Raw genomic sequence first — 22,334 nt, 5'->3', positions numbered from 1 at the left:
CCCCTGCGTCGGGTGACGCTCGCCATCATCGTGGTCTTGCCGTACGCAAGGCTATGATTCCTGTCCGCGCAGGCGCGGATAAGCCGGAACGCGTTCCGGCTGGGCAGGGAGGCGGGTATCGGCATGACCACATTGAAGGAGTGGGAGGGGATGGAAGACAGGGTTGGCGCACACATGGACGATGCCCTGGCATTTGTTCCGTCCGGTGCGAACCTGCTGGAAGCCGTAAGGGGCGAACTCAACGGCGATGGCATCGAGTATCAGCTGCTGGTCATCGACCAGCCGACGCCGGAAGGGCTGGTGCCCGGCCAGCACGGGCCAAACCGGGTGCTGCTGTTGCTGCGCGGTGATGGGCGCGGGCGCTGGCAGCTGGCCGCGCGCAACGACAAGCTGGTGCCGTGTTCGACCCGAGGTGGCCTGGCCGGCGACCCTTTTGCGTATGCAATGGTCGAGAAGGGCACCTTCAGCGTGATCACCAACGGCGGTAGCCGCGAGCGCTGGAGCAGCACCTACCGGTTCCGCTATGCGCCTGCGGACAAGGCCTGCTGGGTGGATGGGGTGAGACGCAAGGTCGTGGATATCGAGACCGAAGCGACCAACATCCGGGATTACTCGGTGGCGGAGCTGGGCAGGGTGCGGTTCGAGGACTTCGACCCGTCCAGCGTCGCCGAGGTGTCGCTTCCATGAGCCAAGCTCCAACCGGCGGAAGGGAATCCGCGCTGATGAAGATTCAGGAGTTGCACTGTGTCGACCGATAGAGAGTCGCAGCTGTTGCGGCAGGCGACCAAAGCCGGCATCGACTCCCCGCTTGAACTGGCCAATTTCATGGCCCAGGCAGGGCACGAGTCGCGTGGCTTGAGCCGGCTCAACGAGAGTTTCAACTTCACCCGGGGAATCTCGCAGATCCCGGTGGAGGCTGCGTGGCGCAATGGCAACGCTGCGCTGGAGAGCGCCCGCCAGGAAGCGCTGCGTGGTCGCCCGGAAAACCTGGCTGAGCTGATGTACGGCGGGCGCATGGGCAACGACGCGCCTGGTGACGCGCTGAAGTACCACGGCCGCGGCTATCTGCCACTGGTCGGCAAGGAGAATTACGAGCGTGCCGGCAAGGCGCTGGATCTGGACCTGGTGAATCACCCGGAGCTGGCCGCGCAGCCCGAGTACGCAGGCCGTATTGCCGTATGGCAGTGGCAGACACGGGTGCCGGAGGGGGCGCGCCATGATGTGCGCGAAGCAACTTATGCGCTCAACGGCGCGCTCAATGGCATCGAGGCGCGCCGGCAACGATTTGAGGTCTGGCAGCAGAAGTTGACGCCGGACGTGATGGCGCGACTGGATCGCGGCGAAGTCGGTGCGCCGGCGCAGACCGTTGCACGCGACATGTCGCATGCCGGTGAGCCCGGCAACGCATTGTTCGAGGATGCGCGCCAGCACCTGCGGCAGATGGGGCCGCAAAGTGGACTGCGCAGTGCACAGGAGCTCGACAATACCGCTGGCGCATTGGCGCTGGGGGCGCAGAAGGCCGGCCTGTCGCGCATCGATCATCTGCTGGCGGGCAACGACGGCCGTACGCTGTTTGCAGTGCAGGGCGCGCTGGGTGATCCGGCCATGCTGCGTGCGTCTGTTGACCGGGAGCAGGCCTCCCAGCAGCCACTGGCGCAGAGCAGCCAGCAGTTGGCGGCCAGCGTTGCGCAGCAGGATCCGACGGCCGCGCTCGCCCGCGAGCAGGAGCAGCGTTCTCGATCCCTGTAGCACTTGGTGCCGGCGGGCAGGGTGCCCGCCGTTGTTTTGCGTAAGACGCATGGCGCCCTGTGGCGCCGACATGGAAACCCACCCGTAAGGACACCACATGCGAATCGTTCCCTTGAATGCCCTGCAGGCCGCTGCCCGCTGCAATGCATCCGCGCGCCGCCTGCCGCCGCTCTGGCTGCTGTCACTTGGACTTGCCGCAGCCTCGGCACAGGCTCAGGAGACAGCGCCGCCCGTCGCGGAAACGCCCGCCGCGGTACAGGCGATCGCTGATGCGCCCGCAGGAACGGCACCGCCTGCTACCGCCGAGCCAACCGTTCCGGCGGTAGCACCCGCACCGCCCGCATTGGCCATCGTGCCATTGTCGCCCGAGCGGGCGACCGAGCGGGCGCTCGGTGCGCGCTGCCCGGTGGATCTGGCCGGGCGACTGGCGACCCAGGGCGACCTGCTGACCGGCGCCTGCCAGGGCACCATGCCGGCGCATCTGGCCGCTCTGCTGGTCGCGCTGCCCGAGCAGGACATCCACCTGCCGCGCAACTGGCGCGAGCGAGAGGTACAGCAGAAGGCCTGGTTCAAGGCGGTGCCTGGGTACGGCCAGCGCCCGGACTTCATCGTGCGGATGGGCGACGTCTGGGTGCGCTCGCTGGAAGGGCGCGATGCCGACAGCACGTTCTACCTGGTGTCCGCGCCGTTCACCTGCAGCGACCAGGTCGCCAACCGCGATGAGTTCAGCGCGGAGCCGGTACGTGTGCCAGCGGGCAACTGCCGCGAGGCGTATGTGGGCCAGCGTGTCTACCAGGTGCGTGGCGATGCGCCACCGAGGGATGTTACCGCCGAGGCGATGCCGGCCATGCCACAGGTGACCGAGGCGGATCGCGCACGCCAGCTGGCGCGTGGGGGCAGGATCACGCTGGATCACAGCAAGCTGCAGTTCGGGCCGGCCATGCGTTGGTTCGTGCAGTATCCGGAGACGGTGCCGAAGGGTGGGGCGCGTGCGTTCAGTGACTGGAACCGCGAGCATCTCGCCTTCGTGGTCTGGACCGGCGATCGCTTCGAGTTGCGCGACAAGGTCCCGCGCAGCCAGTGGCCGTGTGATCCGGTCGCGCCGGGCGATCGCGCCTGCGGCGGCTTCCCGGATTCCGGGCCGGATCTGTTCGTGACCGCCAGTGCATCTGCGCCGGTCGCGGCCACCAGCCCCTGAGTCACGGTGCTGAGGCGGGAGCCGGAATGACCGGCTCCCGCGCTGTCCATCAGGCCTGCAGGCTGCGGGTCTGATGCTGCTGCTGTTCCAGCTGTTGGTCGCGCTCCAGCGCAAGGCGCTGGCCTGCAGCCTGCTGGTCGATGCGCTGGCTGCTCTGTTCCAGCGGCGTGTTCATCGCCACTGCCGTATCCACCGACACGCGAAGGTGGGCGGGGTCACCGCCCTGGCCCTGCACGGCGAAGCTGCGCGAGGCATCGGCGTTCATCACCACTTCGTCGATGCGCTTGCCGCCTGCAGCGTGCATCTCCGCCGCCAGGCTGCCCGCCAGCTGCGTACTCATCACGTCCGGCACGCGGCCAACGCGCACGTCATGTGCGTGCACGCCGCGAATCGCGTCGTTGAACAGCGGGTTGCCCAGATGGTTGGCATCGTCCATGCGCAGCATGCTGGTGTGATGGCCATTCTTCTCCGCTTCGCGGCGTGCCGGTTCACCGGGCTGCAGCGGGCCGCGGATGTGGTCGTACAGATCGATGGCGCCGCCCGGGATGCCGCGTGCAGCGCGGGTGACGCCGCGACGCAGTGACTCGACGTCGTCGCGATACTCCTCGATCATCTTGGCGTTGTCTTTCGCCAGCTTCTGCGTTTCGGGGTGCTTCAGCACCGAGCCTTCGTTGAGGAAGTTGCCCAGCTTGTGCGCACCGAACGAGCTGGTGGCCGCGATGATCGGGCGGTCCGGAATCAGATCACGCAGGGCGTGATTGCTGAAGCCGTTTGCCGCGAGCGTCTTGATCTCGTCGGGCTTGGCATAGATGCGTACCTGGCCGAAATGCGGTGACGCGGCGCTGACCGGATCGGAGGCCATGACGTGGTTGATCATGGTGTTGCCGCCTTCCGGAATGCGATAGCTGAGGCTGACCGCGCCGTAGGCATTGAAGGTCTCGCCCTTGACGTTGAAGTGGTGCGAGGTGATCTGGGCGAGGGCGCCGCCGAGGGAATGACCGGTGACGGTGACCTGGGGCGCGGGCACACCGTTCAAGCGGGATTGAAGCGCAGCGCCTTCGAGTGTCCTCTGTGTCAAAGCAATCGCGTCAGGCGCCTGCACGTTGGTGCGCGCAACCACCATGCCGCCGTCGGTCAGAATCGCATCGCGAGCGATCTGCTCGGTGCCACGATGCGCAATGACGATCTCTTTGGTGTCTACGCGCTGATAGACGGTGCCCTGATAGCCGTTGAGACGATTGTTGACATGCTCAAGTATCTTGTACTCATGGCCGTTTAACGTGACTTTTTCTTCTTGGCCGGGTTCACGTCGGCCGACGGCCCGATCCTTGTAGGCGTCATTGGATAACGCGGCGTAGTCCTGAGAGGTGATGGTCACGGCGCGACCTCACTTGCGGAGAGGGTGATCGTAAACAGCTTGTCCTGCAGATCAGCGGCGTAGTTGCTGCGATCGGGCTCGCCACTGGCTGGGAAGTTGGGAACGCGATCTGCCTTCGGATAGACCAGATCCGGATAGTAGAGCGTATGGGCGCCACCTTCGGTCAGCGGCTTGGCGTCGACGAAGGTGAGGAAGCGGGTCTCTTCTTCGGCACCCGTCGCCTTCAGCATTGCCCCGGCACCGGTGAACTCCCACTTGCAGACGCCACGACCGTAGTAGTCCTCATCCAGCATGCGGTCCACATATAGCGTGCCGCGGTACTCGCCCTCAGCGACCTTGCGCAGCTCCACCGGTTCCTGGCTGGTGATACGTGCAGCTGTGCCGGTGGCCGGCTCGATGTGGCCGCACTGATCCTCGTTGGTGACGTCGTACTGCGCTACGCCCTTGACCAGTGCGAAGTCGCCGGGTGCATCCTTCAGGCGCAATACCAGTTCATAGGCCTTGCGCGGGTTGGGGTTGAGCTTGGCGAGGCCGCGCCCACCCTGGGCGACATCGGCTTCGGCAGCGGCACGTTCCTGGTTCATGGCGGTCTCCGGGTTGCAGGCGGTCAGTAGAAGCAGAGCAAGGCACGGGATCATCTTGTGGCGCAATGTCGGCCTCCTGGTGTGTAGGGGGAAATGTGGCACTGGCAGCTCACGGCGAGAGCTGCCGCACAGTGGTTGTGGTTGAGAACAGCGCGTCGCGCAGCTCTTCGCTGTACCCCGACGGATCTTCCTTGCCACTGGCGCCAAAGTTGGCGACAGTGTCGGCGCGCGGATAGATAAGGTTTGGGTAATAAAGCGTAAGAGGTGAGTCGCTCTCCATGCGCTCCTTGTCGACGAACGTAAGGAATCGCGTATCCGCCTCGCCGGTCGTAGCGCGCAACATCGCACCGACACCCGTCAACGTCCAATGGCAGACGCCACGCCCGTAGTAATCCTCGTCCTGCATGCGGTCGAGGTAGAACATGCCGCGGTATTCGTTCTCGTCGACCTTGTGTAGTTCCACCAACTCCTGGCTGGTGATGCGGCTGGCGGTACCGGTCGCCCTCAGGACCCGGCCGCAGTCCCTGTGGTTGCTGACGTCGTACTGAGCAACGCCCTCGACCACCGCGAAGGGACCGGGGGCATCCTTCAGGGTCAGTACCAGCTCGTAGCCCTGCTGCGGTGACGGGTTGAGCTTGGCCAGGCCGCGTCCACCTGCGGCGACGTCACGCTCTGCGTCCGCGTAAGGCGAGCAGGCCGTCAGCGCCAGCAAGAGGCCCATCGGTACCAGATGGCGTCCATCGCGTGTCGGCGTGGCTACATCCATGGCGGCATCCTGCATCGTGCGTCCGTGTCCATATATCCTTCCCTGGTGACAGGTCTATCGATTATGGAGTGTTCTGGAAACCTGGCGCCAGCTGCGGCAAGGCGTGGGTGACGGAATTTTGACGCATTCAGCGTTCGGGAGCGTCACCGAATCGATTGCGGCACAGGCGATTCGGGGTTGGCCAGGCTATTGCGCTTCGCGTTCGACATTTCGCCGCCAATTTGTGACAACGGTCGCCAATTCACGCGACTCTCACGCAAGCGAGCATTACGCCATGAACTACACCATCCGTGCCGAAGCCATTGATGATCACGCCACCCTCCATGCGCTCACCGAGGCCGCATTCCGGAACGCTGCGCACAGCAGCCATACCGAGCAGTTCATCGTCGACGCCCTTCGCGCGCGCGGGGAGCTGAGCGTTTCTCTGGTGGCCGAGATGGACGGGAAGGTGATCGGCCATGTGGCGGTGTCGCCGGTGACGATCAGCGATGGCAGCACGGGCTGGTTTGGCCTGGGGCCGATCTCGGTATTGCCCGCCTGGCAGCGGCAGGGCATCGGTGCGGCCCTGATGCATGCCGCACTTGAAGCACTGCGTCAGCAGGGCGCACATGGCTGTGTATTGCTGGGCGAGCCCGCCTATTACGGTCGCTTCGGCTTCTGTGCCGAGCCGGGCCTGGTGCTGCCGGGTGTGCCGCCGGAGTACTTCCAGGCACTTTGCCTGCAGCCCCCGTTGGCACAGGGCGAGGTGCAGTACTCACCGGCCTTCGAGGCGACGGCCTGATCCGGGCCTGGCACGTTTCTGCTCAGGGCGCGCGCCAGACGGTCGGTTCGGGTTGCGGCTTCGGAATGCGGTAACCGCCGATGTGTTCAAGCAGTTCATTGGTACGGCGCTGCTCGACCAGTACTTCACGCAGCAGGTTGCGCACGGCGAAGATGGCGAACGGCACCAGGATCCAGACCAGGCTGATGCCCAGCGCAAACAGGGTCAACAGGGCTTTTGCACCATCCATGCGGCATTCCTTGGTCGAAAGCAACCACGCTAGCACGTGGCTGCTGCCGACGGATGTCAGCCGTTGTGCCGAAGGTGGATCAGCGGATACGGACGGCCTTGCGAATCCAGCGGTGAACGTCCGGTTTCGACGAAGCCCATGCGCAGGTAGAAGCCGACGGCCTGTGCGTTCTGTTCGTTGACGTCGGTACTCAGCTGCGGATGCTGGGCCAGTGCGTGCTGCAGCAGTTGCCGGCCGATGCCGGTGCCACGTACGTCCGGATCGATGAACAGCGCTTCCATGTGCGTGCCATCGATCAGCATGAAGCCCAGCGGCCGATCCTGCGCATCGACAGCAACGGTCATCGGCGCCTGCGGCAGGAAACCGGCGACTTCGGCATCGATGGCCTGGCGGTCTTCGGCACTGAGGAAGTCGTGGGTGGCGTCGACGGCGCGGCGCCAGAGGTCGACAAGAGCGGCGCCGTCGTCGGCGCGGGAGGGGCGGAGGGTGGTCATGGGTTCGCCAAGGTGCTTGCAAAGAGTGCGTAGTATGGCGCGTCCCGATCCAGCGCGCAGATGTGGATTCATCCGGCGTTGCGATGGCGGATGAAGGGGCTGTAGGCAGTGGCCTCCGCGCGCAGCGCAATGCCGTCCTCGAAATCGCTGCTGTCGTTGAAGGGCACTGTGGGCCACTGCGGCCATTGCGCCAGGCGTTCGCGGTAGTGGTGGGTTGCTGCAGCCAGTGCCTCGTCGTGGGCCTGCACACGCTCCGGTGCCAGCCCGGAACGCACGCCGTGCACCACGTGCGGTTCCATCACGTCGAAGCCGACGTAGCGCAGGCTGTACATCAAGGGCCACAGCAGCAACCGGGTATCTCCCTCGCGGCCGTCGACTGCGCAGGCCCGTGCCGATGAGCCGGTGGTGACGCTCAGCAACGCACGCTTGCCGCGCATCGCTCCGTGCTCGTGACGCAGGCGGCTGTTGTACATCGGCCCGTACACCAGTACGCGATCCAGCCAGCCCTTCAGGATGGCCGGTGCCGCGAACCACCACAGCGGGAACTGCAGGATCAGCAGGTCTGCGGCCCGCAGCAGTTGCAGGTGACGTTGCACATCGACGGGCAGCTGGCCCTGCTCGGCGCTGTGCCGCTGTTCGCGTTGGGCGTCGAAGTGGCCGGGATGCAGGCGATGCGGATGGTGTTCAGCCGCTTCCAGCGGATCGAAGCCCTCCGCATACAGGTCGACCACGTCCACCTGCAGCGCGTCATGCCGCAGTTGCTCGGCGGCCTGAGCGGCCAGATGTGCATTGAAGGAGCGGGGCTCGGGATGGGCAAGCAGGATCAGGGCGCGCATGGGGCGAGGTGTTCGACGAGTGTGCGACCATCCTCGCGGTGCCGGCATGCGCCGGCAATTACGCACCTTGAGGTAACCATGGCCTTTCCCGGGGATGTCTATGCCGCCGACTGTTCGGCACGCGATGCGCTTGCGCTGATTTCAGGCAAGTGGGTGATGCTGCTGCTGCCGGCATTGGCGCAGGGCCCGCTTCGCAACGGCGCGTTGCTGCGGAAGATCGAAGGCATCTCGCAGAAGGTGCTGACCCAGACCCTGCGCCAGCTGGAGCGCAATGGGCTGGTCGAGCGGTGTGACCGGGGCAGCAAACCACTGCATGTGGAGTACCGCCTGACCGAGGTCGCGCGCGGCCTGGTCGAGACGCTGTCCGCCCTGGATCGCTGGGCCGAGCACAACTTCCCGGCGCTCGATGCGGCCCGCGAGCGCTTCGACGCGCGCTAGCGGCGCCTGCACGGTCCCGGGCGTACAATGCGCCCCCGGCGGCCATCCTGGCCCAGTTGAAAAGCGAGAACCGCCATGACCGATGTCCTGGGTGTACCGGTGCACGACGCCGATGAACACTGGATGCGCCATGCACTGGCCCTGGCCGAGCGCGCGCAGCGTGAGTTCGACGAGATTCCGGTCGGGGCGGTGCTGGTGGGCGCCGACGGCCAGCTGCTGGGCGAGGGCTGGAACCTCAACATTGCCTCGCATGACCCCAGTGCGCATGCCGAGATCGTGGCCATGCGGGCCGGTGGAAAGCTGCTGGCCAACCATCGCCTGCTTGGCAGCACGCTGTACGTGACCTTGGAGCCGTGCGCGATGTGCGCGATGGCGATCGTGCATGCGCGCGTTTCGCGCCTGGTCTACGGCGCCAGCGACCCCAAGACCGGTGCGTGCGGCAGCGTGTTCGACCTGCTCGGCGATGCCCGCCACAACCACCGGGTCGAGATCCACGGCGGGGTGCTGGCCAAGGAAGCCAGTACGCGCCTGACCAATTATTTCCGCGCCAAGCGTGGCAAGCCGCCGCTGCTGCTGGAAGACCACGTCGGCGAGGGCTGAGGGGCGAACGGGTATGATGGGCGCCTCTTTCCTTCACCGGTAGGCCGCGCGCCTGCCCAGCAACGAGGCGACACAATGGCGGACACCGGCGCGGCCAACGAACGACTGATCTGGATCGACCTGGAAATGACCGGGTTGGACACCGACAACGATTCGATCATCGAGATCGCCACCGTGGTCACCGACGCCCAGCTGAACGTACTGGCCGAAGGTCCGGAATTCGCCATCCATCATCCGCTGGAAACGCTGGAGGCGATGGACGAGTGGAACCGCAACCAGCATCGTCGTTCGGGCCTGTGGCAGCGCGTGGTGGACAGCACCACCACCCTCGGCCAGGCCGAGGCGCAGACGGTGAACTTCCTGGCGCAGTGGATCCCGGCCGGTCTTTCGCCGATGTGCGGCAACTCGATCTGCCAGGATCGCCGCTTCCTGCACCGCCAGATGCCGCGCCTGGAGAAGTACTTCCATTACCGCAACCTGGACGTGTCCACGGTGAAGGAACTGGCCAAGCGCTGGGCGCCGAGCGTGGCCGCCGGCGTCGGCAAGAACAGCAACCACACCGCACTGAGCGACGTGCACGACTCGATCGCCGAGCTGCGCCATTACCGCCAGTTCATGGGCACGCTGTCGGGCTTGCCCACGGCCTGAACAACAACGCCGGGCATGGCCCGGCGCGACCGGGTGACACGCGAACTGGTAGTGCCGGCCGCTGGCCGGCAAGGCGTCGGGGTCGGATCCCTTTCCCGCGGCAAGGGCTCCGACCCCTCTGTCGTGCCTCGCGACGAACCGTTCAACTCCCCGGCGCTAAGATCGGCGCCATGAACGAGCCCATCCTGCTTCCCCGCGACATTGCCCACGACGCCCGCGACTGGTCCGACCTGCAGCGGGCGGTGGCCCTGCTGGAAGCGCCGACCCTCACCGCGCGCATGGCCAACCTGGTCGGCACGCCGCTGGAGTTCGCGGTGAAAGCGCTGCCCAAGGCGGTCTCCGGTCGCATACACGGAGCGGTGCAGGCGGCGCTGTCCAAGTCCGCACAGGCGGCGCTGTGGAGCATGGACAACACCCCAGGCAAAGGCGCCTCCACCCGTTGGCACAAACTGGCGGCTGCCACCTCCGGCGCGTTCGGCGGCGCGTTCGGCTTTGCGGCCTTGTTCATCGAGCTGCCGGTGTCGACCACCATCATGATGCGCGCGGTGGCCGACGTGGCCCGCAGCGAGGGCTTCGACCTGTCCGAGTTCAGCACCCGGCAGGCGTGCCTGGAGGTGTTCGCGCTCGGTGGCAACTCGCCGCGCGACGACGCCAGCGAGACCGGCTACTACCTGGCCCGAGGCTTCACCACCGACGTGATGCGGCATCTTTCGGCCGAACTGGCTGGGCGTGTGGTGACCGGCCGCGACCTGACCCTGGGCGTGGCACCGAAAGAAGCTGGAAAGCTGCTGGCGAAGATGGTGGAGAAGGTGGCGGCGCGCTTCGGCGTGGTGGTCACCGAGAAATTCGCCGCACAGGCGGTGCCGATCGTCGGTGCTGCCGCCGGTGCAACGCTGAATACCATGTTCACCGACTACTACCAGGACATGGCGCGCGGCCACTTCATCGTGCGCCGGCTGGAGCGCAAGTACGGGGAAGACGTGGTGCGCGCCTGCTATGACCGCGTGGCGCATGGTGCGGTAAAGATCGAGCCAAGGCTGGAGTAGAAGAGCCACGCCATGCGTGGATGAGCCCTCGTGGCGGGTGATCCTTGCCTCGAGGGAACAATTGTTTTGCCAGTGCATGCCTGTTGCCTGGCAGCCGGCATCCCCATCCTTTGCGGCACTCCCCCCGCAAGAGATTGCCGCCATGATGTTCACCTCCCACCGCCTGGGCGCGTTGACGCTGCCCAACCGCATCGTGATGCCGCCGATGACCCGCTCGCGCGCCGCCGATGGCAACGTCGCCACCGCGGAAATGGCCGCCTACTATGCGCAACGCGCCAGCGCCGGCCTGATCGTCAGCGAAGGTACCCAGATCAGCCAGCAGGGCCAGGGCTATGCCTGGACCCCGGGCATCCACAGCGTCGAGCAGGTGCAGGGCTGGCGGCAGGTGACCGATGCGGTGCACGCCGCCGGTGGCCGCATCTACGCCCAGCTGTGGCACGTCGGCCGTGTCTCGCATGTGGCCCTGCAGCCCGATGGCGCGGCGCCGGTGTCTTCCTCGGCATTGCTCGCCGAAGGCGTGAAAGTGTTCGTCGACCCGACTGGGGCGGGTCCCGAAGCCGGTGTGGGCGAGATGATCCAGCACTCGATGCCGCGCGCGCTGCGCGAGGACGAGATTCCGGGCATCGTCGCCGATTACGCGCAGGCTGCGCGCAATGCGCTGGCCGCGGGATTTGATGGTGTGGAACTGCACGGCGCCAACGGCTACCTGATCAACCAGTTCATCGATTCGCAGGCCAACCAGCGCACCGATGCCTACGGCGGCTCACTGCAGAATCGCCTGCGCTTCCTGCGCGAGGTGGTGCAGGCGGTGGTCGAGGTTGCCGGTGGCGAGCGTGTGGGCGTGCGCCTGGCGCCGCTGACTACGCTGCAGGGGGCGGTGGACGATACGCCGCAGGCGACCTATCTGGCTGCCGCACACCTGCTCGGTGAGATGGGGGTGGGCTACCTGCACATTGCCGAGGCCGACTGGGACGATGCACCGCCGATGCCGGTGGCGTTCAAGCAGGCGCTGCGCATGGTCTACCCGGGCACGCTGATCTACGCCGGCAAGTACACCGCCGAGCGCGCCGAGCAGGCACTGGCCGAAGGCTGGGCTGACCTGATCGGCTTCGGCCGGCCGTTCATCGCCAACCCGGATCTGCCCGAGCGCCTGCGTACGGGTGCGACGCTGAATCCGCCGGATCGCGCGACGTTCTTTGGCGGTGGCGCGGTCGGCTTCACCGATTACCCGACGCTGGAAGAGAGTGTCGCGGCCTGATCCTGGGCGCTGCCGGCCAGCGGCCGGCACTACCAGTGGCGAGGGGTAGTGCCGGCCGCTGGCCGGCATTTCAGTCAGGCGGCGAGGGGTAGTGCCGGCCGCTGGCCGGCATTTCAGTCAGGCGGCGAGGGGTAGTGCCGGCCGCTGGCCGGCATTTCAGTCAGGCGGCGAGGGGGGTAGTGCCGGCCGCTGGCCGGCATTTCAGTCAGGCGGTAGTGCCGGCCGCTGGCCGGCATTCCACTGCCGGATCACGGCTTGTCGCGCACCAGCGCGTCGGCTTCAACCACGCCGCCATCCTTGCCATGCAGGTACAGGTGCATGTCCTGCTGCGGGTACGGGATGTTGATGCCGGCCTTGTCATAGCCCAGCTTCAGCTGCTCCAGCAGCGTGACCTTGGTGCCGAACCAGTCGGCCGACTTCACGTAGCAGCGGATGCCGAGGTTGATGGCGTGTGCGCCCAGCTCGTAGACCACCACGTCCGGTGCGGGGGTCTGCAGCACGCGCGGGTCGGCCTTCATCAGCGCCAGCGCGGTGTCGCGTGCCAGCTGGATGTTGTCCTCGTAGCCGATGCCGATCACCAGTTCGACGCGGCGTGTCGGTTCGGCGGTGAGGTTGATGATCGGTGCGGCGGTGATCAGCGTGTTCGGAATGGTGGTGTGCTGGTTGTCGGCGCCAGTCAGAACGGTCTGGAAGATGCGCACTTCGCGCACCGTGCCGGTCTGGCCGGCCACGGTGACCACATCGCCCACGCGGAACGGACGCAGCGTCACCAGCATCACGCCCGAGGCGATGTTGGACAGCGAATCCTTCAATGCCAGACCGACCGCCAGGCCAGCGGTGCCGAGCACGGCCAGCAGCGGGGTGATCTGCACGCCCAGCGTGCCGATGGCCAGCACCACCACGATCACCAGTGAGGCGGCGTACACCACATTGCGAAGGAAGCTGCCCAGCATCGGGTCCACACCCATGCGCGCAGTGGCGCGCGGCATTGCATTGGACAAGCGACGTGCCACCCACAGGCCCACCAGCAGCACCACGATCGCGGCCAGCAACGGCACGCCGTAGGTTTCCAGCAGGCGTTCCCAGTCGAGCGAGTGGAACCAGGGCGTTGCGGCGGGGGCGGCGGGTGCTGCTGCGGCGATCATGCGGAAGTCCTTTGCTGAGAAACGGTGTCTGCGTGGGGCAGGGCGTGCGTGCACGCCAGAAACACGAAGCCCCGCAGAGGCGGGGCTTGCATGCAGCAGCAGTATCGGCCGACGCCGATGAACACGACGTCAGCCTGTAGCCATCACGGCATCAGCCGTTGGCCTTCAGCTTGGCCAGGCGCAGCCAGGTATCGACCACGGTGTCCGGGTTCAGCGACACCGACTCGATGCCTTCCTGCATCAGCCATTCGGCCAGATCCGGGTGATCGGACGGACCCTGGCCGCAGATGCCAACGTACTTGCCCTTGGCACGTGCTGCCTTGATCGCCATCGACAGCAGCTTCTTCACTGCCGGGTTCCGCTCGTCGAACAGGTGCGCAACGATCGAAGAGTCGCGGTCCAGGCCCAGGCTCAGCTGGGTCAGGTCGTTGGAGCCGATCGAGAAGCCGTCGAAGATCTCCAGGAACTCATCGGCGAGCAGTGCGTTGGACGGCACTTCGCACATCATGATGATCTTCAGGCCGTTCTCGCCCTGCTTCAGGCCGTTCTGTTCCAGCACCTCGACGACCTTGCGGCCTTCTTCCAGGGTGCGCACGAACGGAATCATGACCCACAGGTTGTCCAGGCCCATTTCGTTGCGCACGCGCAGCACGGCCTTGCACTCCAGCGCGAAGGCGGCCGAGAAGCTCGGGTCGACGTAACGGCTGGCGCCGCGGAAGCCGATCATCGGGTTCTCTTCGTGCGGCTCGTAGTTGCTGCCGCCGATCAGGTTGGCGTACTCGTTGGACTTGAAGTCCGACAGGCGCACGATCACCGGGTTCGGTGCAACCGAGGCGGTGAGGGTGGCGATGCCTTCAGCCAGGCGGTCGACGTAGAAGCTGACCGGATCACCGTAGCCGGCGATCTTCTCGTCGATCTTCTTCTTGGTCGCCGCGTCCTGGCGGTCGTATTCCAGCAGCGCGTTCGGGTGGATGCCGATGTGGCTGGCGATGATCATTTCCAGGCGGGCCAGGCCGATGCCGGCGTTCGGCAGCTGGCCGAAGTCGAAGGCACGTTCCGGGTTGGCCACGTTCATCATGATCTTCAGCGGGGCCGGCGGCATGTTGCCCAGATCGGTGGTGGTGCGCTCGAAGCCGAGCTTGCCTTCGTAGATGAAGCCGGTATCGCCTTCAGCGCAGCTGACGGTGACCAGCTGGCCATCTTCAATGACCTTGGTGGCGTTGCCCGAACCGACCACGGCGGGCACGCCCAGCTCGCGCGCGATGATCGCGGCGTGGCAGGTGCGGCCACCACGGTTGGTGACGATGGCCGAAGCGCGCTTCATCACCGGTTCCCAGTCCGGGTCGGTCATGTCGGCGATCAGCACGTCGCCCGGCTGCACGCGGTTCATGTCGTCCAGCGTCTTGACCACGCGGGCCACGCCCGAACCGATCTTGGCGCCGACGGCGCGGCCTTCGGCCAGCACGTTGCCGCCCTTTTCGGTCAGCGCGAAGCGCTCGATCTGGGTGGCGTGGCTGCGCGACTTCACCGTTTCCGGGCGCGCCTGCACGATGAACAGCTTGCCGCTGACACCGTCCTTGGCCCACTCGATGTCCATCGGGCGGCCGTAGTGCTTTTCGATGACCAGCGCCTGCTTGGACAGTTCCTGCACGTCCTCGTCGCTGATCGAGAAGGTGTTGCGCAGTTCGACCGGAGTGTCCTCGATCCTGACGCGCTCACCCGGGACATCCGAATACACCATGCGGATCGCCTTGCTGCCGAGCGAGCGGCGCAGGATCGCCGGCTTGCCGGCCTGCAGGGTGGGCTTGTAGACGTAGTACTCGTCCGGATTGACCGCACCCTGCACGACCATTTCGCCCAGGCCGAACGAAGAGGTGACGAACACCACGTCGCGGAAGCCGGACTCGGTGTCCAGGGTGAACAGCACGCCGGAGGAACCGACGCCCGAACGCACCATCAGCTGCACGCCGGCGGACAGGAACACGTCCTCATGCTTGAAGCCGTGGTGGACGCGGTAGGCGATGGCACGGTCGTTGTACAGCGAGGCGAACACTTCCTTGACCTTGTGCACGACATCGTCGGCACCGGTGACGTTGAGGAAGGTTTCCTGCTGGCCGGCGAAGGAGGCATCCGGCAGATCCTCGGCGGTGGCCGAGGAACGCACGGCCACGGCCACGTCGCCGCCGCCGTTGTCGGCGCTCAGCTTGGCGTAGGCGGTGCGGATGTCCTGGTCCAGCTGCGGCTGCAGCGGCGCATCGATCACCCAGCTGCGGATTTCCTTGCCGGCGGCGGTCAGCGCGTTGACGTCCTCGACGTCCAGCGTGGCCAGCTTGTCGAAGATGCGCTTGGACAGGTCGTTGTGCGCGATGAAGTCCTTGAAGGCTTCAGCGGTGGTTGCATAACCGCCCGGCACCGAAACGCCCAGACCGGCCAGGTTGCCGATCATCTCGCCCAGGGACGAATTCTTGCCGCCTACGCGGGCCAGATCGGCCAGACGCAGTTCGTGCAACCACAGGATGTTCTCGTTCAAGCGCGATGCTCCGTTTGGCCATCGCCCGAGGCGGGCTGAGTGGCCGCGTCCGTAGGAAGAAGCCGATATGATGCCGGGCAGACCACTGTCGGCACAAGCTTGTGCTGGCGGCCTTTTTAAGCTTCGTAGGGGGTAAAAGCGCGCATGTCGACCATCCGCCCGGTGTTCTACGTTTCCGATGGAACCGGTATCACCGCTGAAACCATTGGGCATAGCCTGCTCACCCAGTTCTCCGGGTTCAGCTTCATTACCGACCGCATGTCGTTTGTCGACGACCCCGAAAAAGCGCGTGAAGCCTGTGCCCGGATCCAGGCGGCAGGGGAGCGGTACCAGGTCCGGCCGATCGTGGTGAACTCCTGCGTGGACCAGAGCCTGAGCCTGATCCTGGCCGACAGCGGGGCGCTGATGCTGGATGTGTTCGCGCCGTTCATCGAGCCGCTGGAGCGTGAACTGGCCAGCCCGCGCCTGGCCCGGGTCGGCCAGGCCCACGGCATGGTCGACTTCGACACCTACCACCGTCGCATCAACGCGATGAACTTCGCCCTGACCCACGATGACGGTATCGCGGTGAACTACGACGATGCCGACGTGATCCTGGTGGCGGTGTCGCGCGCCGGCAAGACGCCCACCTGCATCTACCTGGCCCTGCATTACGGCGTGCGTGCGGCCAACTACCCGCTGACCGACGAGGACCTGGAAAGCGATCGCCTGCCGCCACGCCTGCGCAATTACCGGCGCAAGCTGTTCGGCCTGACCATCGACCCGGACCGCCTGCAGCAGATCCGCCAGGAGCGCCGCCCGAACTCGCGCTACGCCAACCTGGAGACCTGCAAGCGCGAGGTGGCCGCGGCCGAGGCGATGTTCCAGATGGAGCGGATCCCGACGCTGAGCACCACCCATACCTCGATCGAGGAGATTTCCAGCAAGGTGCTGGCCACGCTGGGGCTTCAGCGCGAGTTGTATTGATTCCGGTAGAGCCGGCCGCTGGCCGGCTGATCGATGGACCCTCGGCCGCGATATTGCGCTGCCGGCCAGCGGCCGGCACTACCCAGGGCTTGGCTTGCGCATGTACGCCCCCACGTTGAAGCACCAACGTGTAGGATCGACCCATGGCCCGAGCCTTGCCCCGTACCGAACGCATTCCCCGCCTGAGCCGGTTGAGCTGGCTCATGGGCCTGTACGCGGAGAACTATCGCCACCTGGTGCGCCTGTTCGAACCGGCCGGACTGGTGGCGGGCAGCTACATCTCCTCGATCGGCGACGGCCTGGATGTCCGCCTGGACGTGATCGAGTGCCACCGCTACACGGTGGAACTTCGCCTGACCTACGACCTGGCCGACCCGGTCACCGGCGAGCCTGATCCGTCGGCCTACGTGCGCCTGTACCGTGACGCGCGCCAGGCCGAGACCACCCATTGCTATGTCGGCCGCCGCTGGCAGGACACCATGGGCCTGTACCCGCCGCCGGCGGAACTGATCAGCCACCGCATGCGCATGAACACCTTCCTCGGCAAGTGGCTGGAATACCTCGCCGAGCGCGGCCACGGCGTGGCCACCCTGCGCCGCGATCCTGATGGCGCCACTGCGGCTGCCGAACGCCGCCTGTCGCTGGTGCGCTGATCGGCCATAATCCACGGCTGACCTGCCGCTGGATGCTGCCCATGCCGTACACCCCGATCGTCGCCACCCTGGGCTACGTGCTGTCGCCCGATCGTCGCCAGGTGCTGATGATCCACCGCAACACCCGGCCCGGTGACCACCACCTGGGCAAGTACAACGGGCTGGGCGGCAAGATCGAACCAACCGAAGACGTTGCGGCAGGCATGCGCCGCGAGATCGCCGAGGAAGCCGGCATCGACTGCACCGGCATGCGCCTGCGCGGCACCATCAGCTGGCCGGGTTTCGGCAAGCACGGCGAGGACTGGCTGGGCTTCGTGTTCGTCATCGACAGTTTCGAAGGCACCCCGCACGGCGGCAACCATGAAGGCACGCTGGAGTGGGTGGACCTGGACAAGCTGGACACGCTGCCGATGTGGGAGGGCGACCGCAACTTCCTGCCGCTGGTATTCGACGCCGACCCGCGCCCGTTCCACGGCGTGATGCCGTACCAGGACGGCCGCATGGTCAGCTGGTCCTACAGCCGGCTGTAAACCGGCGAATCGGGAGGGGGGCGATCTTTCGAGTGGGGATCAACCTTCCAGGTGGGTGCCAACCTTGGTTGGCACGCTCTTCCGGTTGATTAATGTCCGGGCAATATTGACGAACGCAAATTACCCGGGCAATATTCGTGCATCACCTCCGATGCCATTGCCATGCCTGCGTCCCGACTCCCTCCCTTCAGTTGCTTCGACGGCCACCGGCTGGTCGCCTCCGGTACCCCGGAAGTGGCTGCGCTGGCGCTGAAGCAGCTGCGTGCCGGCAACGCTGCCGGTCCGCTGCTTGTGTTCGACAACGCTACCGGCCGCACCCGTGATTTCGATACGCGCGGCAGTGACGCAGAACTGCTGGCGCGGGTCGTCGAAGCCTTTCCCGCCGCCGTCGAGGCGGATGCCGACGTTACTGCCGAAGAGGCGCCGGCAACTCCGCGTGGCCGCGGCCGCCCCAAGCTGGGCGTGGTCGCACGCGAAGTGACCCTGCTGCCGCGCCACTGGGCGTGGCTGGCCGAGCAGCCCGGCGGGGCCTCGGTAGTGCTGCGCAAGCTGGTGGAGGCGGCCAGCCGTGCTGGTGCCGACAAGGACCGGCAGCGCCGCCACAGCGAGCGTGCCTATCACTTCCTGCAGACCATCGCCGGAGACCTGCCGGGTTTCGAGGAGGCCATCCGTGTCCTGTTCGCGCACGACCGGGCGGGCCTGGAAATGGCGTTGCGCAGCTGGCCCGAGGATGTGCGCAATCACGCCCTGCGCCTGGCCTTCGATGATTCTTCGGACCACGCAGACGGCTGAGCCATTGCGCCGTTGCTGAGCGGCGGCGCCACCTGATCGCGGGCCACGGCCGCCCGCTCCCTTTGCTTTGCTGGCGGAAACGCCGGGCAGGGCAGCGCCTTGCCCAGAGAACCCCATGGACACCCCCGCACATCCCATCCCCCCGGTCGCGCCGCCCCTCTGGCACACCTATCTGAACCTGCTGCTGCCGATGCTGCTGACCAACGCATTGCAGCTGGCCGCAGGCACGCTGGACAACATCTACCTCGGCCATCTGCTGGGTACGCAGGCGGTGGCCGCCGCCGCAGCGTTCTTCCCTGTCTTCTTCCTGCTGCTGGCCTTGGTAATGGGTCTGGCGACCGGTGCGATGGTGCTGATCGGCCAGGCCTGGGGAGCGGGCCGGCCGCAACAGGCTCGCGCGGTGGCCGGCAGTGCGGTGGCACTGATTCTGCTGTTGTCAGTGCTGGTGATGGCGGTCGGCGGCGGTTTCGCGCCACCGCTGCTGGCGGCACTGGGCACGCCCGCGCCGATCCTCGGCGAATCCATCGTCTATGCCCGTGTCCTGCTGCTGGCGGCACCGGCGTTCTTCCTGCTGTGGCTGGCCACTGCGGTGAGCCGTGCGGTGGGCGATGCCAGAACGCCGCTGCATGCGCTGCTGCTGGCCACGGTGGTCGGCCTGCTGTGCACGCCGCTGCTGATCCTGGGCTGGGCCGGCCTGCCGCAGCTGGGCGCGGCCAGTGCGGCAGTCTCGGCGGCGCTCGCCTCGCTGCTGGCCCTGGCCTGGCTGATGTGGCGGTGGCAGCGGATGGGGCACCCGTTGGCCCCGGGGCATGAGTTGCTGCAAGCCATCCGCTTTGATGGAGCGCTGATCCGTTCGATGCTGCGCATCGGCATACCGTCTTCGTTGCAGATGCTCAGCCTGGCCATTGCCGAAATCGTGCTGCTGGGCTGGATCAACCGCTATGGCTACACGGCCACGGCCGCCTACGGTGCGGTCAACCAGTTGATGAGCTGGGTGCAGCTGCCGGCGATGTCGCTGGGCATCACTGCCACCATCCTCGCGGCGCATGCGATGGGCGCGGGGCGTACGGCACGGCTGCCGGCCATCGCACGCACAGGCGTGCTGCTTGGACTGGCGATGCTGAGCGGGGTGGTGGTGCTGGTTGTGGCGCTGGCGCCCTGGCTGACCGGCCTGATCCTGGCGGCGACCGACGTGCGCGAACTGGCCGCGTTGCAGTTGCGCACCGTGGTGCGGGGCGTGCTGGCGATGGGAGGCAGTGCGGTGCTGGTCGGAGTGATGCGCGGCAGCGGCACGGTGCTGTTGCCGGCATTGCTGGGCATGGCTGCCGTGTTGCTGCTGGAGCTGCCGTTGGCGATGTGGCTGCAGTCCCGGCACGGTCTGGCCGGGCTGTGGTGGGCATGGCCGCTGGGGTTGCTGGCCATGCTGGTGATGCAGGTGTTCTGTTTCGCGCATTGGCGGCGCCGGGTGCAGGCTGGGTAGTGCCGGCCGCTGGCCGGCAATCCGCAATGGCCGGAGCAGCCGGCCAGCGGCCGGCTCTACCACTCGATCGGATCGCATCCGGCGCGGATGCAGGTGTTCTGCTTTGTTCGCTGGCGGCCGGGCGCAGGCAGGGTAGTGCCGGCCGCTGGCCGGCAATCCGCAATGGACGGAGCAGCCGGCCAGCGGCCGGCTCTACCACTCGGACGGATCGCATCCGCCGCGGATGCAGGTGTTCTGTTTTGCTCGTTGGCGGCCGGGTGCAGGCCGGGTAGTGCCGGCCGCTGGCCGGCAATCCGCAATGGACGGAGCAGCCGGCCAGCGGCCGGCTCTACCACTCGGTCGGATCGCATCCGGCGCGGATGCGGGTGTTCTGTTTTGCTCGCTGGCGACCGGTGCAGGCCGGGTAGTGCCGGCCGCTGGCCGGCAATCCGCAATGGCCGGAGCAGCCGGCCAGCGGCCGGCGCTACCACTCGGACGGATCGCATCCGGCGCGGATGCAGGTGTTCTGTTTTGCTCGCTGGCGGCCGGGTGCAGGCAGGGTAGTGCCGGCCGCTGGCCGGCAATCCGCAATGGCCGGGGCAGCCGGCCAGCGGCCGGCTCTACCACTTCAGTGCCGCTGTGCCAGCAGCAGGTGGAAGTGCTTTTCTCGGGTCTGGCCGTCATTGCCGGCCGCGGATTCGCGGTGGCTGCGCCAGGCCGAGACGCGGAAGCCCGATACCCGCAGCGCCAGCTCCACCGTGTCCAGCTCATGCAGCTGGAAGTCGGCGGCGAATGGCAGGCTGCGCATGAAGCTGGCATCGCCGAAGGCCAGGCACAGGCGGCCGCCCCGGCGCAGCACCCGCGCCAGTTCGTCCAGCACCGGGGCCAGGTTCGGCCAGAAGTACAGGGTGTTGACCGCCAGCGCGGCATCCATCGCGGCATCGGCGACCGGCAGTGCATGGGCGTCGCCGTGTCGCATCGCCGCACGTTCGGCCACCCCGGCGTCGGCCAGCCGCTGGTTGCCGGCCTCGACCATGGCCGTGGACAGCTCGATGCCCAGATAGTGGCTGCCGGTGGCCTGCAGCATCAGTGGCGCGAAGGCCGCATTGCCCGGGCCGACCTCCAGGACCCGTTCGCCGGCGCCGACGGCCAGCAGCCCGATTGCGGCCAGGTTGAGTGCGCCGTTGCTGCGGTTCATCGAGTCGGCCACTGCCAGCGCGGCCTCGCCGTGGGGCTGCCGCAGCTGTGCGGCCAGGGTGGGAGCATCCAGCATCATCATCGTCCGTTGCAGAGTTTCGGACGTGGCGGCGGCGGGTCCGCCGGTGACCATAGCGCCGACCTTGTGGCTTGGGAAGTAGGGAAACCCCGCTTCCGGGTGATGAGGAAATGTCCAGCGTCGCAGTCGGTGAGATCTGGTTGTCCACAGGGGGTGTGGATTACGCGTGGGCAACTTTGTGGATAAGCCGCGACAGGCGCCACCCCCCTAGGCTGTCAAGATGGGTGGCGAAAAATTCACCGTCGGTGAGGGCAGGTGAGGGAGCGGTGAAGGCGGGGCCTGCCAGCGCTGTCGCCAGCGGCGGCGCTCGCGGTAACCTGTGGGCCTTGATGCTCCGTGAGACCCCATGAAACGTCACTTCTCGATGCTGCGCGAATTCCAGCTGGCCGACTGGTTCACCCTGGCCAATGCTTTCTGCGGCACCGGTGCGGTCTTTGCCGCGATGCGCTTCCTGCAGGACGGCGAGCGCGGCTACCTGCTGTTCGGCATGGCGCTGATCCCGCTGGCCTTCATCTTCGACGCGCTCGACGGGCGCATCGCGCGCTGGCGCAAGTCCAGCTCCACCCTCGGCCGCGAGCTGGACTCGCTGTCGGACGTGATCTCCTTCGGCGTGGCGCCGGCGGCGCTGGCCTATGCCTGCGGCATGCAGGGCGGCTGGGACTGGCTGGTGCTGAGCTACTTCGTCTGCTGCGGTGTCAGCCGCCTGGCACGCTACAACGTCACTGCCGAGGCGCTGGCCGGCGACGAGGGCAAGGTCACGTATTTCGAGGGCACCCCGATCCCGACCAGCCTGGTGCTGGTGATCGTACTGGCGATTGCCGCCGGTACCGATGCCATCGGCCAGAACATCTGGTTCGGCCAGTGGCAGATCGGCCCGTGGCAGCTGCACCCGATGGTGCTGTTGTTCGCCTTGTCCGGGTCGCTGATGATCAGCAAGACCCTGCGTATCCCCAAGCCATGAGCCAGCCCTGCGGAGGC

24 protein-coding genes are annotated in these 22,334 nt (G+C 66.6%); 15 read left to right on the top strand and 9 right to left on the bottom strand.

Going from position 1 to position 22,334, the window contains the following annotated elements:
* Positions 1–150 precede the first annotated feature (150 nt).
* The 3 genes from H4O10_RS09890 (at position 151) to H4O10_RS09880 (ending at position 2,947) form a co-directional block, all read left to right on the top strand.
* Positions 151–687 carry a hypothetical protein gene (locus H4O10_RS09890; protein WP_033833160.1) on the top strand — a complete coding sequence of 179 codons (537 nt, stop codon included), beginning with the start codon at positions 151–153 and terminating at the stop codon, positions 685–687.
* 57 nt (positions 688–744) lie between these two features.
* Positions 745–1,749 carry an XVIPCD domain-containing protein gene (locus H4O10_RS09885; RefSeq protein WP_033833159.1) on the top strand — a complete coding sequence of 335 codons (1,005 nt, stop codon included), beginning with the start codon at positions 745–747 and terminating at the stop codon, positions 1,747–1,749.
* Positions 1,750–1,846: 97 nt separating this feature from the next.
* Positions 1,847–2,947 carry a hypothetical protein gene (locus H4O10_RS09880; RefSeq protein WP_033833158.1) on the top strand — a complete coding sequence of 367 codons (1,101 nt, stop codon included), beginning with the start codon at positions 1,847–1,849 and terminating at the stop codon, positions 2,945–2,947.
* Positions 2,948–2,996: 49 nt separating this feature from the next.
* Here H4O10_RS09880 and H4O10_RS09875 read toward each other — a convergent pair whose 3' ends face one another.
* From H4O10_RS09875 to H4O10_RS09865, 3 genes are read right to left on the bottom strand one after another with little or no spacing between them, the layout of a single operon-like run.
* A complete protein-coding gene (locus H4O10_RS09875) occupies positions 2,997–4,325 on the bottom strand; it encodes an XVIPCD domain-containing protein (protein ID WP_005410111.1) in 1,329 nt (442 codons plus the stop codon).
* Entirely contained in the window at positions 4,322–4,975 is a 654-nt protein-coding gene (locus H4O10_RS09870) for a hypothetical protein (RefSeq protein WP_033833157.1), read from the bottom strand. The genes H4O10_RS09875 and H4O10_RS09870 overlap by 4 nt, the downstream gene beginning before the upstream one ends.
* A gap of 43 nt (positions 4,976–5,018) precedes the next feature.
* Positions 5,019–5,675 carry a hypothetical protein gene (locus tag H4O10_RS09865; RefSeq protein ID WP_033833188.1) on the bottom strand — a complete coding sequence of 219 codons (657 nt, stop codon included), beginning with the start codon at positions 5,673–5,675 and terminating at the stop codon, positions 5,019–5,021.
* A 223-nt stretch (positions 5,676–5,898) separates the two neighbouring features.
* Here H4O10_RS09865 and H4O10_RS09860 point away from each other — a divergent pair, with 223 nt between their 5' ends.
* Positions 5,899–6,456, top strand: coding sequence for an N-acetyltransferase (locus H4O10_RS09860; protein ID WP_323145451.1), 558 nt, complete (start codon positions 5,899–5,901; stop codon positions 6,454–6,456).
* Positions 6,457–6,478: 22 nt separating this feature from the next.
* Here H4O10_RS09860 and H4O10_RS09855 read toward each other — a convergent pair whose 3' ends face one another.
* From H4O10_RS09855 to H4O10_RS09845, 3 genes are all read right to left on the bottom strand, one after another.
* On the bottom strand, positions 6,479–6,685 hold the full coding sequence (locus H4O10_RS09855) for a hypothetical protein (protein WP_005410107.1): 207 nt from the start codon (positions 6,683–6,685) through the stop codon (positions 6,479–6,481).
* A 56-nt stretch (positions 6,686–6,741) separates the two neighbouring features.
* A complete protein-coding gene (locus H4O10_RS09850) occupies positions 6,742–7,179 on the bottom strand; it encodes an acetyltransferase (protein WP_005410106.1) in 438 nt (145 codons plus the stop codon).
* A gap of 68 nt (positions 7,180–7,247) precedes the next feature.
* Positions 7,248–8,015 carry an NAD(P)H-dependent oxidoreductase gene (locus H4O10_RS09845; protein WP_033833155.1) on the bottom strand — a complete coding sequence of 256 codons (768 nt, stop codon included), beginning with the start codon at positions 8,013–8,015 and terminating at the stop codon, positions 7,248–7,250.
* A 78-nt stretch (positions 8,016–8,093) separates the two neighbouring features.
* Here H4O10_RS09845 and H4O10_RS09840 point away from each other — a divergent pair, with 78 nt between their 5' ends.
* The 5 genes from H4O10_RS09840 (at position 8,094) to H4O10_RS09820 (ending at position 12,005) form a co-directional block, all read left to right on the top strand.
* Entirely contained in the window at positions 8,094–8,453 is a 360-nt protein-coding gene (locus H4O10_RS09840; protein ID WP_005410104.1) for a helix-turn-helix domain-containing protein, read from the top strand.
* Positions 8,454–8,528: 75 nt separating this feature from the next.
* Complete coding sequence (gene tadA / locus H4O10_RS09835; RefSeq protein WP_005410103.1) at positions 8,529–9,053, top strand: tRNA adenosine(34) deaminase TadA; 525 nt, start codon at positions 8,529–8,531, stop codon at positions 9,051–9,053.
* Between the two features lie 75 nt (positions 9,054–9,128).
* A complete protein-coding gene (orn, locus tag H4O10_RS09830; protein WP_033833154.1) occupies positions 9,129–9,701 on the top strand; it encodes an oligoribonuclease in 573 nt (190 codons plus the stop codon).
* A gap of 170 nt (positions 9,702–9,871) precedes the next feature.
* The gene (locus H4O10_RS09825; RefSeq protein ID WP_049452190.1) at positions 9,872–10,747 is read left to right on the top strand and encodes an EcsC family protein; all 876 of its coding nucleotides are present in this window, start codon (positions 9,872–9,874) and stop codon (positions 10,745–10,747) included.
* Positions 10,748–10,889: 142 nt separating this feature from the next.
* The gene (locus H4O10_RS09820) at positions 10,890–12,005 is read left to right on the top strand and encodes an alkene reductase (RefSeq protein ID WP_049430247.1); all 1,116 of its coding nucleotides are present in this window, start codon (positions 10,890–10,892) and stop codon (positions 12,003–12,005) included.
* A 248-nt stretch (positions 12,006–12,253) separates the two neighbouring features.
* On the opposite strand, the gene H4O10_RS09815 is transcribed toward H4O10_RS09820, so the two are convergent.
* A complete protein-coding gene (locus H4O10_RS09815; protein WP_005410099.1) occupies positions 12,254–13,150 on the bottom strand; it encodes a mechanosensitive ion channel domain-containing protein in 897 nt (298 codons plus the stop codon).
* Positions 13,151–13,301: 151 nt separating this feature from the next.
* The gene (gene ppsA / locus H4O10_RS09810) at positions 13,302–15,680 is read right to left on the bottom strand and encodes a phosphoenolpyruvate synthase (protein WP_044570462.1); all 2,379 of its coding nucleotides are present in this window, start codon (positions 15,678–15,680) and stop codon (positions 13,302–13,304) included.
* A gap of 144 nt (positions 15,681–15,824) precedes the next feature.
* On the opposite strand from ppsA, the gene H4O10_RS09805 reads away from it, so the two are divergent.
* From H4O10_RS09805 to H4O10_RS09785, 5 genes are all read left to right on the top strand, one after another.
* Positions 15,825–16,646, top strand: coding sequence for a pyruvate, water dikinase regulatory protein (locus H4O10_RS09805; protein WP_111118777.1), 822 nt, complete (start codon positions 15,825–15,827; stop codon positions 16,644–16,646).
* A gap of 143 nt (positions 16,647–16,789) precedes the next feature.
* Positions 16,790–17,299 (top strand): DUF1249 domain-containing protein, encoded by a 510-nt coding sequence (locus H4O10_RS09800; RefSeq protein ID WP_032966899.1) that lies wholly within the window; start codon positions 16,790–16,792, stop codon positions 17,297–17,299.
* Positions 17,300–17,340: 41 nt separating this feature from the next.
* Entirely contained in the window at positions 17,341–17,829 is a 489-nt protein-coding gene (locus H4O10_RS09795; RefSeq protein ID WP_005413820.1) for an 8-oxo-dGTP diphosphatase, read from the top strand.
* Between the two features lie 162 nt (positions 17,830–17,991).
* Positions 17,992–18,621, top strand: coding sequence for a DUF2239 family protein (locus H4O10_RS09790; RefSeq protein ID WP_049453673.1), 630 nt, complete (start codon positions 17,992–17,994; stop codon positions 18,619–18,621).
* A gap of 115 nt (positions 18,622–18,736) precedes the next feature.
* Entirely contained in the window at positions 18,737–20,101 is a 1,365-nt protein-coding gene (locus H4O10_RS09785) for an MATE family efflux transporter (protein ID WP_049453675.1), read from the top strand.
* Between the two features lie 607 nt (positions 20,102–20,708).
* Here H4O10_RS09785 and H4O10_RS09780 read toward each other — a convergent pair.
* Positions 20,709–21,359: a class I SAM-dependent methyltransferase gene (locus tag H4O10_RS09780; protein ID WP_049454806.1), complete on the bottom strand. Its 651-nt coding sequence runs from the start codon at positions 21,357–21,359 to the stop codon at positions 20,709–20,711.
* Between the two features lie 343 nt (positions 21,360–21,702).
* Between H4O10_RS09780 and H4O10_RS09775 the strand changes: the two genes are divergently transcribed.
* Positions 21,703–22,317: a phosphatidylcholine/phosphatidylserine synthase gene (locus tag H4O10_RS09775; RefSeq protein WP_014647547.1), complete on the top strand. Its 615-nt coding sequence runs from the start codon at positions 21,703–21,705 to the stop codon at positions 22,315–22,317.
* Positions 22,318–22,334 lie beyond the last annotated feature (17 nt).

Origin of the sequence: Stenotrophomonas sp. I18B00994 (assembly GCF_014145825.1) — a bacterium.
Taxonomy (GTDB): domain Bacteria; phylum Pseudomonadota; class Gammaproteobacteria; order Xanthomonadales; family Xanthomonadaceae; genus Stenotrophomonas; species Stenotrophomonas maltophilia.
This window is presented reverse-complemented; position numbering and strand designations above follow the sequence as displayed.

Bases quoted from the DNA above. Each gene is read 5' to 3' on its own strand.
- H4O10_RS09890 (WP_033833160.1), top strand. From the start codon at position 151: ATGGAAGACAGGGTTGGCGCACACATGGACGATGCCCTGGCATTTGTT.
- H4O10_RS09880 (WP_033833158.1), top strand. From the start codon at position 1,847: ATGCGAATCGTTCCCTTGAATGCCCTGCAGGCCGCTGCCCGCTGCAAT.
- H4O10_RS09865 (WP_033833188.1), bottom strand. From the start codon at position 5,675: ATGGATGTAGCCACGCCGACACGCGATGGACGCCATCTGGTACCGATG.
- H4O10_RS09855 (WP_005410107.1), bottom strand. From the start codon at position 6,685: ATGGATGGTGCAAAAGCCCTGTTGACCCTGTTTGCGCTGGGCATCAGC.
- H4O10_RS09850 (WP_005410106.1), bottom strand. From the start codon at position 7,179: ATGACCACCCTCCGCCCCTCCCGCGCCGACGACGGCGCCGCTCTTGTC.
- H4O10_RS09845 (WP_033833155.1), bottom strand. From the start codon at position 8,015: ATGCGCGCCCTGATCCTGCTTGCCCATCCCGAGCCCCGCTCCTTCAAT.
- H4O10_RS09840 (WP_005410104.1), top strand. From the start codon at position 8,094: ATGGCCTTTCCCGGGGATGTCTATGCCGCCGACTGTTCGGCACGCGAT.
- tadA (WP_005410103.1), top strand. From the start codon at position 8,529: ATGACCGATGTCCTGGGTGTACCGGTGCACGACGCCGATGAACACTGG.
- orn (WP_033833154.1), top strand. From the start codon at position 9,129: ATGGCGGACACCGGCGCGGCCAACGAACGACTGATCTGGATCGACCTG.
- H4O10_RS09825 (WP_049452190.1), top strand. From the start codon at position 9,872: ATGAACGAGCCCATCCTGCTTCCCCGCGACATTGCCCACGACGCCCGC.
- H4O10_RS09820 (WP_049430247.1), top strand. From the start codon at position 10,890: ATGATGTTCACCTCCCACCGCCTGGGCGCGTTGACGCTGCCCAACCGC.
- H4O10_RS09815 (WP_005410099.1), bottom strand. From the start codon at position 13,150: ATGATCGCCGCAGCAGCACCCGCCGCCCCCGCCGCAACGCCCTGGTTC.
- H4O10_RS09805 (WP_111118777.1), top strand. From the start codon at position 15,825: ATGTCGACCATCCGCCCGGTGTTCTACGTTTCCGATGGAACCGGTATC.
- H4O10_RS09800 (WP_032966899.1), top strand. From the start codon at position 16,790: ATGGCCCGAGCCTTGCCCCGTACCGAACGCATTCCCCGCCTGAGCCGG.
- H4O10_RS09795 (WP_005413820.1), top strand. From the start codon at position 17,341: ATGCCGTACACCCCGATCGTCGCCACCCTGGGCTACGTGCTGTCGCCC.
- H4O10_RS09790 (WP_049453673.1), top strand. From the start codon at position 17,992: ATGCCTGCGTCCCGACTCCCTCCCTTCAGTTGCTTCGACGGCCACCGG.
- H4O10_RS09785 (WP_049453675.1), top strand. From the start codon at position 18,737: ATGGACACCCCCGCACATCCCATCCCCCCGGTCGCGCCGCCCCTCTGG.
- H4O10_RS09780 (WP_049454806.1), bottom strand. From the start codon at position 21,359: ATGATGATGCTGGATGCTCCCACCCTGGCCGCACAGCTGCGGCAGCCC.
- H4O10_RS09775 (WP_014647547.1), top strand. From the start codon at position 21,703: ATGAAACGTCACTTCTCGATGCTGCGCGAATTCCAGCTGGCCGACTGG.